The sequence below is a fragment of the Candidatus Pantoea edessiphila genome, from assembly GCF_002933315.1.
Classification (GTDB): domain Bacteria; phylum Pseudomonadota; class Gammaproteobacteria; order Enterobacterales; family Enterobacteriaceae; genus Pantoea_C.
Genome location: NZ_PDKT01000001.1, coordinates 132,740 through 147,758 on the forward strand (window position 1 = coordinate 132,740; position 15,019 = coordinate 147,758).

14 protein-coding genes are annotated in these 15,019 nt (G+C 26.8%); 11 read left to right on the forward strand and 3 right to left on the reverse strand.

From position 1 onward, the window contains the following. The first annotated feature begins 18 nt into the window (after window positions 1–18). From prfA to CRV12_RS00720, 4 genes are all read left to right on the forward strand, one after another. Window positions 19–1,104 (forward strand): peptide chain release factor 1, encoded by a 1,086-nt coding sequence (prfA, locus tag CRV12_RS00705; RefSeq protein WP_136130733.1) that lies wholly within the window; start codon window positions 19–21, stop codon window positions 1,102–1,104. Further along, window positions 1,101–1,934 carry a peptide chain release factor N(5)-glutamine methyltransferase gene (gene prmC / locus CRV12_RS00710; RefSeq protein WP_136130734.1) on the forward strand — a complete coding sequence of 278 codons (834 nt, stop codon included), beginning with the start codon at window positions 1,101–1,103 and terminating at the stop codon, window positions 1,932–1,934. The genes prfA and prmC overlap by 4 nt, the downstream gene beginning before the upstream one ends. A gap of 184 nt (window positions 1,935–2,118) precedes the next feature. Beyond that, window positions 2,119–2,922, forward strand: coding sequence for an invasion regulator SirB1 (sirB1, locus tag CRV12_RS00715; RefSeq protein ID WP_277870465.1), 804 nt, complete (start codon window positions 2,119–2,121; stop codon window positions 2,920–2,922). A 402-nt stretch (window positions 2,923–3,324) separates the two neighbouring features. After that, window positions 3,325–4,539 (forward strand): bifunctional succinylornithine transaminase/acetylornithine transaminase, encoded by a 1,215-nt coding sequence (locus CRV12_RS00720; protein WP_136130735.1) that lies wholly within the window; start codon window positions 3,325–3,327, stop codon window positions 4,537–4,539. Between the two features lie 30 nt (window positions 4,540–4,569). Here the strand turns inward: CRV12_RS00720 and nadE are convergent, their stop codons facing one another. From nadE to hxpB, 3 genes are all read right to left on the reverse strand, one after another. Beyond that, on the reverse strand, window positions 4,570–5,394 hold the full coding sequence (gene nadE, locus CRV12_RS00725; RefSeq protein WP_136130736.1) for an ammonia-dependent NAD(+) synthetase: 825 nt from the start codon (window positions 5,392–5,394) through the stop codon (window positions 4,570–4,572). A 163-nt stretch (window positions 5,395–5,557) separates the two neighbouring features. Beyond that, a complete protein-coding gene (locus CRV12_RS00730; RefSeq protein WP_136130737.1) occupies window positions 5,558–6,100 on the reverse strand; it encodes a metal-dependent hydrolase in 543 nt (180 codons plus the stop codon). Between the two features lie 250 nt (window positions 6,101–6,350). Next, a complete protein-coding gene (gene hxpB, locus CRV12_RS00735) occupies window positions 6,351–7,019 on the reverse strand; it encodes a hexitol phosphatase HxpB (protein WP_136130738.1) in 669 nt (222 codons plus the stop codon). Window positions 7,020–7,770: 751 nt separating this feature from the next. Between hxpB and thrS the strand changes: the two genes are divergently transcribed. The 7 genes from thrS to ihfA all read left to right on the forward strand — a co-directional run bounded on the left by thrS (window position 7,771) and on the right by ihfA (window position 14,849). After that, window positions 7,771–9,699 carry a threonine--tRNA ligase gene (thrS, locus tag CRV12_RS00740; RefSeq protein ID WP_136130739.1) on the forward strand — a complete coding sequence of 643 codons (1,929 nt, stop codon included), beginning with the start codon at window positions 7,771–7,773 and terminating at the stop codon, window positions 9,697–9,699. Between the two features lie 3 nt (window positions 9,700–9,702). Next, a complete protein-coding gene (gene infC, locus CRV12_RS00745; RefSeq protein ID WP_136130740.1) occupies window positions 9,703–10,251 on the forward strand; it encodes a translation initiation factor IF-3 in 549 nt (182 codons plus the stop codon). Between the two features lie 52 nt (window positions 10,252–10,303). After that, the gene (rpmI, locus tag CRV12_RS00750; protein ID WP_136130741.1) at window positions 10,304–10,501 is read left to right on the forward strand and encodes a 50S ribosomal protein L35; all 198 of its coding nucleotides are present in this window, start codon (window positions 10,304–10,306) and stop codon (window positions 10,499–10,501) included. 35 nt (window positions 10,502–10,536) lie between these two features. Then, the gene (gene rplT, locus CRV12_RS00755; protein WP_136130742.1) at window positions 10,537–10,893 is read left to right on the forward strand and encodes a 50S ribosomal protein L20; all 357 of its coding nucleotides are present in this window, start codon (window positions 10,537–10,539) and stop codon (window positions 10,891–10,893) included. Between the two features lie 263 nt (window positions 10,894–11,156). Then, complete coding sequence (gene pheS / locus CRV12_RS00760; RefSeq protein ID WP_136130743.1) at window positions 11,157–12,140, forward strand: phenylalanine--tRNA ligase subunit alpha; 984 nt, start codon at window positions 11,157–11,159, stop codon at window positions 12,138–12,140. Window positions 12,141–12,154: 14 nt separating this feature from the next. Continuing rightward, the gene (gene pheT / locus CRV12_RS00765; protein WP_136130744.1) at window positions 12,155–14,542 is read left to right on the forward strand and encodes a phenylalanine--tRNA ligase subunit beta; all 2,388 of its coding nucleotides are present in this window, start codon (window positions 12,155–12,157) and stop codon (window positions 14,540–14,542) included. Window positions 14,543–14,546: 4 nt separating this feature from the next. Beyond that, window positions 14,547–14,849, forward strand: coding sequence for an integration host factor subunit alpha (gene ihfA / locus CRV12_RS00770; protein ID WP_136130745.1), 303 nt, complete (start codon window positions 14,547–14,549; stop codon window positions 14,847–14,849). The last annotated feature ends 170 nt before the right edge of the window (window positions 14,850–15,019 follow it).

Below are 15,019 nucleotides of genomic sequence, written 5' to 3' on the forward strand. Positions count from 1 at the left end.
TTGCGGAAATTATAATCAATGAAAAACTCTATTTTTACTAAACTTGAAGGAATTCAGCATCGCCAAAAGGAATTAGAAAATCTTTTGATTGATTTAAATGTATGTATAAATAAAAAACTTTTTGGTGATTTATCACGTGAATACTCTAAGTTAACCACTATTACTGATTCTTTTAAAGAATGGCAAAAAATTCATAAAAATATTGAAAACTTAAAAAGCCTATCTAAAGATTTTGAATTACAAGAAATAGCACAAATTGAGTTACAAGAAGCATATACGAAAATTAAAATATTAGAACATAAACTACAATTACTATTACTACCACAAGATCCTGATGATGAACGTAATTGTTTCATAGAAATACGTGCTGCTACTGGAGGAGATGAAGCAGCAATTTTTGCTGGAGATTTATCTCGTATGTATATTCGCTATGCTGAAATATGTAATTGGGATGTGCAAATTATAAATGCTAATGACAGCGAATATGGTGGGTATAAAGAGATAATTATTCGTGTTAATAGTAAAAATGCTTATGGTAAACTAAAATTTGAATCCGGTGGTCATCGTGTACAACGAATTCCTCATACTGAATCTCAAGGACGTATTCATACATCAACATGCACTGTTGCAGTAATTCCTGAAACAACAAAGGAATCAATATTAAAAATTAATAACAATGATCTTAAAATCGATAGTTTTCGATCCTCTGGTGCAGGCGGTCAACATGTTAATACAACTGATTCAGCAGTTCGTATTACTCATTTACCAACTGGTATTACAGTTGAATGTCAACATGAACGTTCTCAACATAAAAATAAAGCTAGAGCTTTAACTGTACTTGCATCTCGTATTGAAGCTATACAAAAAGCTCAACGTCATGCTGCAGAAGCTAATATGCGTCGTAACCTTTTAGGTACAGGAGATCGTTCTGATCGTATCAGAACTTATAATTTTCCACAAGGAAGAGTTACTGATCATCGAATTAATTTAACAATTTATCGCTTAGATGAAATTCTAGATGGAAAGTTAGCATCTTTAATTAATCCTATTATTCAAGAATACAAAACTGAACAATTATCTTCAATATCAGAAAAAAGTTCATGAATATTCGTAATTGGTTACAGAAAGCAATAATCACTTTACATCATAGTGATAGCCCGAAATTGGATGCACAAACAATACTAAGTTTTGCAATGGGAAAATCCATTGCTTGGTTGTATGCTTTTGATGAGATTATAATTAATGATGACAAATTAATATTTTTAGATGAATTATTGATAAGACGTTTTAATGGAGAACCATTAGCGTATGTGATAGGACAATGTGAATTTTGGTCCCTAACTTTAAAAGTTATATGTGATACAATGATTCCAAGATATGATACAGAAATAATAGTAGAACAATCATTAAATTATCTATCAAAACCATCTTTGAAAATATTAGATCTAGGTACGGGAACAGGAGCAATTGCATTATCAATTGCTAGTGAACGTCCACAATGTAAAGTTTTTGGTATTGATTGTATTTCTACAGTAGTTAAAAATGCTCAATATAATGCTGTAAATCTTAATATTTCCAATGCTACATTTTTTTTAAGCTATTGGTTTAATAATATACCACAAAATAAATTTGATTTAATTGTAAGTAATCCTCCTTATATTGAGGTTAATAGTCCATATCTTAAATTAGGTGATGTGCGATTTGAACCTACTAGTGCATTAGTTTCTGATGAAAATGGTCTTTCTGATTTAAAAGCAATAATTAAAAACTCATTTCATTGGTTAACATATGATGGTTGGCTTTTATTAGAACATGGTTGGAAACAGGGTAAAGCAGTTCGTAATATTATGCAACAATACGGATATAGAAAAATTAGCACTATTAAAGATTATGGAGGAAATCCTCGTGTTACTTTGGGTAAGGCACCAACATAAAATTGTTATTTATTAATAACAAGTTATATTTTTAAAATCAATTTAATCCATAATTTTATATATGGATATAATAATTAAATATTAAAATTATTACTCAGGCTACTTTTTTATATACTTACGACATCTCATTTATTATTAATAAAATATTTAATTAAAAACTTTATATATATAGGAACTATAAACTTTGTTTAAAAAATTAGATTTTAGTCAAATGATGTTATGTGAAGCAGTTATTGATGCTATGGTTGATATTCGCTCTGATTTTCCATTATCTTTTGTACAAAATCAATTATCTTTATTAGTCAATAAAGCACAAGATTATATTGGAGCAGAAAAAAACTCTAATTTAAAGATAAAAAAATTATTTGAACTTTTTTATCAAGAATGGAAGTTTAGAGGTGCTAGTGGTACTTATAACTTATCTGATGTATTGTGGTTAGATCAAGTTTTAAAAACAAGGGAGGGAACTGCTATATCTTTAAGTATAATTTTAATTCATATAGCAAACGAATTAAAATTAACTTTAATGCCAATTATTTTCCCTACACAATTAATTTTACGTGTAGGCTTAGTCAAAGATTATGATTGGTTAATTGATCCGTTTAATGGCGAAACACTTAATACATCTATTTTAGAAGCATGGTTAAAAGGAAATATAGATTCAAATGCTAAATTGCATGAAGATGATCTTGATGAAGCTACAACTATTAGTGTGATATATAAAATGCTTACAACATTAAAAGTAGCTTTGATGGAAGAAAAAAAAATGGAATTAGCTCTTAATGTAAACAGGATATTATTACTTATAAACCCTAATGATCCTTACGAAATTAGAGATCGTGGTTTAATTTATGCTCAATTAGATTGTGAGCATGTCGCAATTAATGATTTAACTTATTTTGTTGAGAATTGTCCAGAAGACTTGGTAAGTGAAATGATAAAATTTCAAATAAATATAATTAAACAAAAAAAAATAACTATACATTAATGTTTTAAACATAAAATTATAAAAAACACTATTTATACTGGTTCTTTTATAAAATCAAATATTATATGTAAAAATTATTCATTATTGATTAAATATGATTAACAATAACTTGTAATATTAAGTTTGTATATTCAAATTATTTTATTGATAATACTTTTTTATTCTATATTTATTTTATTGTGAAATACAAATATTAGTGTTATTTTTGACAAATATACTTCTTGAATAAATACCCTACTTCAATTTTAATATATTAGTTATATATTATAATCATTTAATATTATATTCATTAGATACAAATTTGTTTTATTTATTTTTTTTAAATATATTTTTTCAGTGGTTGTATGATAACCATGTATTATTATATTTAAATGTATGATTAGATTTATAGGATAACAAGCCATGTCATTAAAAATATTACGTCAAGATTTTGATAAATGGATGATACCAGTTTATAATCCTGCTAAATTCATACCTGTTTATGCTAAAGGTTCAATTGTTTGGGATCAAAGTGGTAAAGATTATATAGATTTTACTGGTGGAATAGCTGTTAATGTATTAGGACATGCACATCCATTATTAAAAAAAACCTTAGAAAAACAAGCATCTAGTTTATGGCATATTGGTAATGGTTATACTAATGAGCCCATTTTACGTTTAGCAAAAGAATTAACAAATTCTACTTTTGCAGATAAAGTTTTCTTTTGTAATTCTGGTGCAGAAGCAAACGAAACTGCAATGAAATTAGCACGTAAAGTAGCTAAAGATCGATTTGGTAAAAATAAAATAAATATATTAGCATTTAATAATGCCTTTCATGGACGTACTTTCTTCACAGTTAAAGCAGGAGGAAAATCCGATTATTCAAAATATTTTGAACCACTTCCTAAAGAAATTCAACACGCCTCATTTAATGATATTAAATCTGTTGCTAAATTAATAAATGAAAATACTTGTGCAGTGATTATTGAACCAATCCAAGGAGAAGGAGGAGTAATCCCAGCTGATATATCTTTTTTAAGTAAATTAAGAGAATTATGTGATAAATATGATGCTTTATTAATTTTTGATGAAGTACAAAGCGGAATTGGCCGTACTGGATGGTTATATGCTTACATGTACTATGGGGTAATACCAGATATTTTAACAAGTGCTAAAGCACTTGGAGGTGGTTTCCCTATTGGAGCTGTATTAACCAAACAAGATTTGGCAATAATGATGAATGTTGGCTCTCATGGTACTACATATGGTGGAAATCCTCTAGCAGGTGCAGTAGCAGGAAAGGTATTAGAGTTAATTAAAAAAGATAAAATTATGGAAGGAGTATCTCAACGTCATATATGGATTGTAACTCATTTAAATGAAATCAATAAAAATTTAAATATATTTAAAGAAATAAGAGGATTGGGATTGATGATTGGTGCGGTTTTAAACGCGAGTTTCATTAATAAAGCTGATTATATAAACAAGTTATCTGCGGAACATGGTGTAATGGTATTAATAGCTGGATCTAATGTTATACGATTTACACCAGCCTTAAATATAAGCGAACAAGAAATAAATATTGGTATGCAAAGATTTGCTAAAGCTTGTGAATCATTTATCAAAATTAAATAAACTATTCTTCACTTTATTAAATCTAAGTGATTATTTCCAAAAATCATCAAATACATTGATAGGTAGGTGACGTTTATGTTTAGTTTTTAAATAAAGTGATTCTATAATATTGGTATATTTTCTTTGTAAATATTTTCCTTCAAGATAATCATCTATGATATCATAACTTATTCCTAAAACAGATTCATCTTCTTGAGATGGTCTATCATCTTCTAAATCAGCTGTTGGTTTTTTAAAATAGAGATGTTTTGGGCAACCCATATTTATTAATAATTTTTTAATTTGGCGTTTATTTAAACGAAATAAAGGATTAATATCTGTAGCACCATCACCATACTTCGTAAAAAAACCAGTAATTGCTTCTGCTGCATGATCAGTACCTACAACAATTCCCTGATTTATTGCAGCTATACTATATTGAACTTTCATACGTTCTCTTGCTTTTTCATTTCCTCTTACAAAATCAGATAAAATAATACCAGCATCTTTAAGAGATTGTTCGCTAGCTAAGACTGCATTTTTAATATTTACTATTATGTATCTGTCAGGTTGTATAAAATCTAAAGCATCTTGGCAATCTTGCTCATCACTTTGTATACCATATGGTAGTCTTACAGCTATAAAAACATAGTCATTATTATTTGTATCTTTTCTTAACTCTGATATCGCCAATTGGCATAATTTTCCAGCAAGAGTTGAATCTTGCCCACCACTAATTCCAAGTACTAATACTTTTATTTCTTTATGAAAAATTAAGTATTTTTTCATAAAATCGATACTTCTACGAATTTCCTGCTTTATATTAATTTTTGCTTTAACTCCTAAATTTTCTATGATTTCATTTTGTAATGACATTAAATTTATTCCTATAACAATTTTTTTTGTTATCTATTAATATATAACAAAATTTATATTTTATTAAATAAATCATGTTGAATAATATCAACTGATAAAATTTGTTTTTTAAGTAAAATATGACGTGATAATTAAATATATTAAAATAAATGTCTAAATATCATTAAATGATTTTTATTATCAATAATGAAATATATTTAATTAATGGTAAGTATATTGGAAATAAAATTAAAAAACCTACTAAACTAATGCATATTTTTTTTTCGAGTTTTTTGTTTTTTCTGCTATTAATCATAGGTAGACGAAAACGTTTACGATATGGCCATAATAAAACTACTCCAGCTGGAGTCATTATGTCAGCAACTATATGACTGCAATAACCAATTAACATCCCTTGAAGTATATCATCTGGTAATATTATATATTTTTTAAAAATTATCATATTAAACAACCATAAAATTACCAATGCTAATAAACTGTGTGTAAAACCTCTATGTCCAAAAATTAAAGATATAATTTGTGAAATCCAACTAAATCTTTGCCCAATTAATGAATTAGGATGATCAATATCCGGAATAAGACAAGTAGTTAAGGCAGCTGGAATAATATGCCACCAATCTGCTTGCGTCATTACTGAAGTAATTTCGAAACGTTTAGCAAAAATAGCACTAGCTATAGCAAATATAATGTGACCATGTGTTGTCATACGTGATTATTTGAATTTTAAAAATTATTTACAAATAAAGAAATATTTGATATTTAGATAACATTAAAAAATAATACTATTTACAAGAAAAATAACCATTTAATATGTGATTTATTAAAAATAAATTACTATAATTTTTATTATATTTAATTACAAAATTAAATATACATCAATAGAATGCATCTTAATCAATTATAACTGTTACTAAATAATGAATTATTAATTTTGTTGGTATTCTTAAAATTATTTATTAACCATTTAAATGCAAAAAAGTTAGTTTTGTAAGATTATCAAGTTTTATATTTGCTAAGCACCATCTTGGATCATTATTAAATTCAATTGGAGGAATTACAATTGAACGCATAAGAGCAGCTTTAGTAGCAATCATTCCATGAATAGAATCCTCTATAGCAACACATTTTTTAGGATCAACTTTTACTTTAGACGCTGCATCTAAATAAATTTGAGGATGGGGTTTACTATAAGGTAAATATTCAGCGGATATGATTAAATCAAAATAACTATTTAAATCGAATAGTTCCAATATTTTTTTTAACATAAATAAAGGCGAAGCAGAAACTAGTCCAATCTTAAAATTATATTCTTTACATAATTTTAATGCAAATTTAACTCCAGGTAGCAATGGTTTTTTTTCTTCTATTAATGTCATTACCCGTATTATAATACTTTCTATAATTTCTTTCTCACTTGGTTTGTTTTTGGGTAAAAGATGATACCACATACATATTGTCTGATCTACTCGTAATCCAGTTGTATCAGGTAGCATGGAATGATAAGGCAATTTTACATTTAATTGAGAAATTATTTCATTACGAGCTTGTATCCATAACGGTTCAGAATCTATAATAATTCCGTCCATATCGAAAAAAGTTGCTAAAATGTTTCTATTAGTATGCATATGATATTCCATTGTAATATTTAGCTTAAATCATAATTGTTAATAATAAACATTTATTTTTTACATTTTTAGAAAAATATAAATTATAGTGTATTTTAATATCTAAATCCTGCTTATAGGTCAAATAAATTAATTTTATCTAATATGTTTTATAGGATTTGATAAAATTGTTAATTTATTTTACAATACTACTATTGGCAAGTTATTTAATTAAAACTATTAGTTATATATTAAAATTCAACAATGACACAGTATTTAGGATAATATTTTAGTTTGATATAATTAAACATTTTTATTCAATTTAATGCTAACCTTAAATATTAAATATGAATTATTATACAATGTCGTTGTTTGTGTCTAATGTTCATTACACTTTGAAAAAAGTGAATATATTTTAAGGATATATAAGATTATTTTAGTATAAATTTTTATTTAATTTTATAGTATCTCTCGTGTTGTATTATTTTTACCATTATATTAATTATATGCAAGAGTAATTAATATAAAATTAAAACTATTTAAATGTATTGTTATTATTTGTTTTATTTAAAAAGAATGATATTAAGGTTTGAGATAAATTCAAAAAGTAGCAGATATCAAAATCATGTTAAAGTTATGTTCATTTAAGAAACTAAAATTTTTAATGTTTAAAAAAAGATGTTTTTAATTAAATGAATTTTTTATAATATTCAGTTTTTAATTGTTATTAAATGTTTATAGACTTACATAGCTATAATATCAAGGATATAAAATGCCTTTAATCACTTTTTCTGATGGTAACAAACGTTATTATGATTATACAATTAGTATTTTTGATATTGCTTACAGCATCAATAAAGATTTAGCAAAATACTGTATAGCTGGTAAAGTAGACAATAAATTAGTTGATTCTGTTTATCTTGTAAATCATGATGCATTAGTTGATATTATTACTATAAATGATGAGATTGGTTTAGAAATTATACGTAAATCATGTGTACAATTAATGGGTTATGCAATTAAACAATTATGGCCTAATTCTAAAATAGCAACTGGCCAGGTTGTTGGTAATGAATTTTATTATGATATTGAAGTTAATCACAGTTTAAACCATGAAGATGTAGAACTTTTACAACAATATATGAATAAACTGGTAAATTCTGGATATAAAATATTTCATAAAAAACTTACATACCAAGAAATTCGCGATTGGTTTTTAAAACAAAAAGAACCATACAAAATAATGATTCTTGACGAAAAGATACATAAAAAAGAAAACATTGATGTATACATTCATAAAGAATACATAGATATATGTGACGGTCCGCAAGTACCCAATATAGGTTTTTGCCGTTATTTTAAATTACAAAAAGTTTCAGGAGCTTATTGGAAAGGTAATAAAAATAATAAAATGCTACAAAGAATTTCTGGTACTTCCTGGGCAGATGAAAAACAATTATCGTGTTATATTCAAAAATTAGAAGAAACAACTAAACGTGATCATCGTAAAATAGCTAAACAACTTGATTTATATCACATTCAACAAGAAGCACCCGGCATGATCTTTTGGCATCATAATGGATGGATTATTTTTAACGAATTAAAAACATTTATTTCTGATAAATTAAAAGAATATAAATATCAAGAAGTTATAACTCCATTGATCATGGAACGTAAGATATGGGAGAAAACTGGACATTGGGAAAACTATCAAGAATTTATGTTTACTATTCGTTCTGAAAATCTTGAATATTGCATCAAACCAATGAATTGTCCAGGACATTTACAAATTTTCAATCAAGGAGTAAAATCTTATCGGGATTTACCAATTCGCATGGCAGAATTTGGTAGCTGTCATCGCAATGAACCATCAGGTTCCTTACATGGTTTAATGCGTGTTTGTAACTTTACTCAAGATGATGCTCATATTTTTTGTACAGAAGAACAACTAAAAATAGAGATTAATGAATGTATAAAAATGATATATGATATATATCATATATTCGGTTTTAAAAAAATAGCTGTACATCTTGCTACACGTCCAAAACAGCGCATTGGCACAAATCAAATATGGGATTATGCTGAACAAAGTTTAGAATCAGTTTTAGAAGAAAACAATATCAAATTTCAATTTCAAAAAGGCGAAGGTGCATTTTATGGACCTAAAATTGAATTCACCTTGTTTGATTGTCTAGATAGAGCTTGGCAATGTGGAACAGTTCAATTAGATTTTTCTCTTCCTAAGCGTCTTAATTCAACATATATAGATAAAAATAATAACCGTTGTTTTCCAGTAATTATTCATCGTGCTATTTTAGGTTCATTAGAGCGTTTTATAGGAATACTAGTTGAAGAATATGAAGGATTTCTTCCAGTTTGGTTATCGCCTATACAGGTAGTCGTAACTGGTATTACTGATAAACAAGTAGAACATGTTAAAAAATTAACTGCTAAGTTATGCAATAAAGGATTTCGTGTTATATCAGATTTAAGAGATAAAAAATTAGGATTTAAAATTCGTGAACATACATTACATCGCATTCCTTATATATTAATATATGGAGATGATGAAATAAAAAATAATAAAATATCAATTCGTACACGTTATGGTAGAGATATTGGGTTAATGGACATTAATGTTTTTATCCAAAAATTGAAGCAAGAAATTCATACTAGAAGTGTTCAACATTTGGAGGAATAAAGTATTAAAGGCGCAAAAAAAACACAGTTGACTCGTTCAGATCGTATTAATTATGAAATTAATGCATCTGAAGTACGTTTAACAGGATTTGATGGTGAACAGATCGGTATTGTTAGTATACACGAAGCTTTGAAAAAAGCTGAGGAATCGGGGGCTGATTTAGTTGAAATCAGTCCTAATGCGGAACCTCCGGTTTGTCGTATTATGAATTATGGTAAGTTTATTTATGAAAAAAATAAATCTTCCAAGGAACAGAAAAAAAAGCAGAAAATAGTCCATATTAAAGAAATAAAATTCCGTCCTGGAACAGATGAAGGTGATTATCAAATTAAACGTCGAAATTTAATTCGTTTTTTAGAAGATGGGAATAAAACAAAGGTTACTCTTCGTTTTCGTGGTCGTGAAATGGCTCATCAACAGATTGGAATGGAAATTTTAAATCGAATAAGGAAAGATCTATGTGAAGATTTAGAATTAGCCATAATTGAATCTTTTCCTATGAAAATTGAAGGCCGTCAAATCATTATGGTGCTTGCTCCTAGAAAAAAATAAAGCTATAAAAAATGTATATTAATGTTAACAAAAAAATGGACATTGTTAAAAAATGTTAAAAATTAAAACAATACGTAGTGTAGCTAAAAGATTTAAAAAAACTGCACAAGGTGGATTTAAGCATAAACATGCTAATTTACGTCACATTTTAACTAAAAAATCTACTAAACATAAACGTCATCTTCGTACTAAAAGTATGGTCTCTAAAGGAGATTTAAATTTAATTAATGCATGCTTACCATACTTGTAACATTAATTTTATAACGACATAAAAGGAGAGCTTACATGGCTCGGGTTAAACATAGTGTAATTGCTCATTCGCGTCATAAAAAAATTTTGAAACAAGCTAAAGGTTATTACGGTGCGAGGTCACGTACTTACCGCACTGCTTTTCAAGCTGTTATAAGAGCTGGTCAGTATGCATATCGTGATCGTAAACAGCGTAAACGTCAATTTCGTCAATTATGGATTTCACGTATTAATGCAGCTGCTAGACAAAATGGTGTATCTTATAGTAGGTTAATTAATGCTTTTAAAAAAGCAGATATTAAAATTGATCGTAAAATTCTATCTGATGTTGCTGTACTAGATAAAATAGCTTTTTCTAAATTAGTAGAACAAACTAATATAATTGCGACGTGATATTGAAATACTTAGAAGATAATCTTTTCTATTATTAACTTAGGTTATATTATTATCCAATTTATTACAATTGATTACGTTATTTATTGTTATTTATTAGTTGTATTTATAGATTGCGATAAGAAATAAATAACACAATTTTTAAAAAACCTCCACATTATTATGTTTAGGAGGGAGGTTTTTTATTTTTTAATAATCATAACAATATTGCTAATATTAATGTTGATACATATGACTAGTATAATAAAATTAAAGAGAAAAAAATGTCTAAACTATCATATTTGATAGCTGAAGCCATGTTAAATATAGATAATTCTAAAGATATTAATGAGCTTGAATTAATTCGTATTAAATATCTTGGAAAAAAAGGATCTATAAAACAACTAATAAATGAATTATATGATATGCCAGAAAAAGAACGTGCACAAGAAGGTGCAAAGCTTAATCATGCTAAGAAACAAATAATATCATATATAAAGGCTCATAAAAGTAAACTAGAGTATATTTTATTAAATTTACGTTTATCACAAGAACAAATAGATATATCTCTCCCTGGTCGTCGAATCAAACAAGGCGGTTTACATCCTATTACTATTACGATGGATCGTATTGAATTGTGTTTTAGCTCATTAGGTTTTACAGTAGTTAATGGTTTTGAAATTGAAGATAAATATTATAATTTCGATGCACTTAATATTCCAGAGCATCATCCATCACGTACTAATCAAGATACTTTTTGGTTAAATGAATTTGCTTTATTACGTACTCAAACTTCAGGAGTACAAATTCGTACAATGAAAAAACAGAAACCGCCAATTCGCATTATTTCTTTAGGTCGTGTATATAGAAATGATTATGATCAATCTCATACACCAATGTTTCATCAAGTAGAAGGTTTGATGATTGAAAAAGATATAAGCTTTACCAACTTAAAAAAAACTATTTATGATTTTTTATATAATTTTTTTGGGAAAAAAATACAAATTCGTTTTCGTCCATCTTATTTTCCATTTACAGAACCATCGGCTGAATTTGATATAATGAATAAAAATAATCAATGGGTAGAAGTATTAGGTTGTGGGCTTGTTCATCCAAAGATATTGATTAATATGGGTATTAACTCAGATATATATTCTGGATTTGCATTTGGAATAGGAGTAGAACGTTTAGCTGTATTACGTTATGGAATAAAAGATCTTCGCTCATTTTTTGAAAATGATTTACGTTTTCTTAGACAATTTAAATAGTTTTAGGATATTAAATGAAATTCAGTGAATTATGGCTACGTGAGTGGGTTGATTTAACTCTTGATAGTAATACACTATGTAAACAAATTACTATGTTAGGTTTAGAAGTTGAAAATATTTCTTCAGTTATTAATTCATTTAATGACATAGTAACAGGTATAATCATTGAATGTAAAACACATTCAAATGCTGATAAACTTAAATTGACTAAAGTTAATATAGGAAATGGTAATGTACTAAATATCATCTGTAATTCAATTAACTGCCGTGTAGGATTAAAAGTTGCTGTAGCACCTATAGGAGCTATTTTACCTGGAGATAAAAAAGTTAAGGAAATAAATGTTCATGGAAATGTATCCGAAGGTATTATCTGCTCTTTTTCCACATTAGGAATCTCGAATATAGATGACCTTATTGAATTACCGTCTAATATGCCTATTGGTAAAAATGCTTACAATTTTTTGAATATTCATGACAATATTATTGAAGTAAATATTACTCCAAATCGTGCTGATTGTTTCAGTATTATTGGTATAGCTCGTGATATTGCGGCATTAAATTGTTTATCATTAAAACAATTTATAAATAAACCAATTCCGGCAACGATAAATGATATTTTATCAATTTATATAAATGAGGTAAATTCATGTCCAATTTATTTAACTAGAATCATTAAAGATATTGATATCAAAGTTACTACACCACTTTGGATAAAAGAAAAACTGAGACGTTGTGGTATTGCCTCAGTAAATATATTGACAGATATTAACAACTATATTTTAATGGAAATTGGTCAGCCTATACAAACATTTGATCTTGATCATATTGATGGATATATCGTTGTTCGTATGGCAAGAGAAGGTGAAGTATTAACTTTAATTGATAATAAAAAAATTAAATTAAATCCTAAAATATTAGTTATCGCTGATAAAAATAAGATTTTATCATTAGCTGGTATTTGTGAAGGTTTTTATGCAAATATAAGTAACCAAACTAAAAATATTCTGTTAGGATCTGCTTATTTTAATCCTTTATCTATTATTAATAATGTACGTTTTTATAATTTAAATAGTGAAGCATCACATAGATATGAACGTGGTGTTGACTATAAACTACAATATAAAGCAATTGAGTATGCAACTAAATTAATTATAGATATTTGTAATGGGAAAGCTGGTCCGATTACAGATTATACAAACTATAAATCATTACCATCTAATATAATAATTGATTTAAATCGTAAAAAATTAGATCGTTTAGTTGGTTTTACAATTACTGATACTAATGTTAGTGATATATTAACAAGACTTGGTTTTTGTATATATAAAAAAAATGGTAAATGGATAGTAACAGTACCAAGTTGGCGTTTTGATATTCTTCTTGAAGAAGATTTAATTGAAGAAATAATACGTATTTTCGGTTATGAAAATATTCCTAATATACCTGCTACAACGCAATTAGTAATAACAGAACAGCTAGATACTAATTTATTATTAAAACGTATAAAAAATTTCTTAGTTGATAAGGGATATCAAGAAGTAATTACCTATAGTTTTGTTGATCCTAAATTACAAAAATTATTACATCCAAATCAGAATGCTGTTCCTATTATAAATCCTATATCTCAAGATATGTCAGTTATGCGCCTATCATTATGGACTGGATTAATTAATATACTAATTTATAATCAAAATTACCAACAAAATAAAATACGTTTATTTGAAAGTGGATATTGCTTTATACCAAATAAGAAATTCAAGTTAGGAGTTGGTCAAAAATTTATGATAGCAGGTATATTAAGCGGTAATATATCTGAAGAACACTGGGATTTTAAACCACAATTAATAGATTTCTATGATTTAAAAGGAGATTTGGAATCCTTATTTGAATTATCTAATAATATAAAAAATATAAGTTTTCATCCTGAAGTAAATTTAGCCCTTCATCCAGGGAAAAGTGCAGCAATTTATTTATGTGACAAAAAAATTGGATTTATAGGTGCAATACATCCAAATATACAAAATAAATTAAAAATCAAAAATGAAACTCTAGTTTTTGAATTGTTCTGGAATGAACTAACAAGTTATAAACCTGTTTTTAAGGTACAAGAAATTTCGCGTTTTCCAATAAATCGTAGGGATATTTCTATTATAGTAGATGAAATTATTCCTGCAGAAGATATTATTGCTTTATGTAAAAAAATTGGCATAAATCAGTTAGTTGGGATAAACTTATTAGATGTGTACCGTGGCAAAGGTATTTCTAAAGGTTATAAAAGTTTAACAATGAGCTTAATTTTACAAGATACTAAACGGACACTTAAAGAAGAAGAGATTGCTATAATAGTAAATAAGTATATTATGGCATTGAAAGAAAAATTCCAAGTAACCTTGAGGAATTAACCCTATGGCGCTTACAAAAGCTGAAATGTCAGAATACCTATTTGAAAAACTGAGTTTAAGTAAACGTGATTCAAAAGAACTAGTAGAAATTTTTTTTGAAGAAATTCGTTGTACTTTAGAATATGGAGAAAAAGTTAAACTTTCTGGATTTGGTAATTTTGATCTACGTAATAAAAACCAACGTCCAGGTAGGAATCCTAAAACCGGAGAAGATGTTCCAATTAGTGCTAGACGTGTAGTTACGTTTCGTCCAGGACAAAAATTAAAAAATAGAATTGAAAACGCAATTTTTAAAAAAAATAATTGAATTTTATATTTACAGAAAAGCCCAAATCAAGGCTTTTCTGTTTAAATATTGATTTGTCAATTTTTATATTTTAATTTAAATTAAAATTAATTTATTTTTAATAACATTATTTTTTAATTTTATATTTTAGTTTTTATCTTTAAGTTAGTAATTTTGTAAAAAATAACATT

Excerpts from the sequence above, each read along its gene's own strand:
- prfA (WP_136130733.1), top strand. The coding sequence starts at position 19 with ATGAAAAACTCTATTTTTACTAAACTTGAAGGAATTCAGCATCGCCAA.
- prmC (WP_136130734.1), top strand. The coding sequence starts at position 1,101 with ATGAATATTCGTAATTGGTTACAGAAAGCAATAATCACTTTACATCAT.
- CRV12_RS00720 (WP_136130735.1), top strand. The coding sequence starts at position 3,325 with ATGTCATTAAAAATATTACGTCAAGATTTTGATAAATGGATGATACCA.
- nadE (WP_136130736.1), bottom strand. The coding sequence starts at position 5,394 with ATGTCATTACAAAATGAAATCATAGAAAATTTAGGAGTTAAAGCAAAA.
- CRV12_RS00730 (WP_136130737.1), bottom strand. The coding sequence starts at position 6,100 with ATGACAACACATGGTCACATTATATTTGCTATAGCTAGTGCTATTTTT.
- hxpB (WP_136130738.1), bottom strand. The coding sequence starts at position 7,019 with ATGCATACTAATAGAAACATTTTAGCAACTTTTTTCGATATGGACGGA.
- thrS (WP_136130739.1), top strand. The coding sequence starts at position 7,771 with ATGCCTTTAATCACTTTTTCTGATGGTAACAAACGTTATTATGATTAT.
- rpmI (WP_136130741.1), top strand. The coding sequence starts at position 10,304 with ATGTTAAAAATTAAAACAATACGTAGTGTAGCTAAAAGATTTAAAAAA.
- rplT (WP_136130742.1), top strand. The coding sequence starts at position 10,537 with ATGGCTCGGGTTAAACATAGTGTAATTGCTCATTCGCGTCATAAAAAA.
- pheS (WP_136130743.1), top strand. The coding sequence starts at position 11,157 with ATGTCTAAACTATCATATTTGATAGCTGAAGCCATGTTAAATATAGAT.
- pheT (WP_136130744.1), top strand. The coding sequence starts at position 12,155 with ATGAAATTCAGTGAATTATGGCTACGTGAGTGGGTTGATTTAACTCTT.
- ihfA (WP_136130745.1), top strand. The coding sequence starts at position 14,547 with ATGGCGCTTACAAAAGCTGAAATGTCAGAATACCTATTTGAAAAACTG.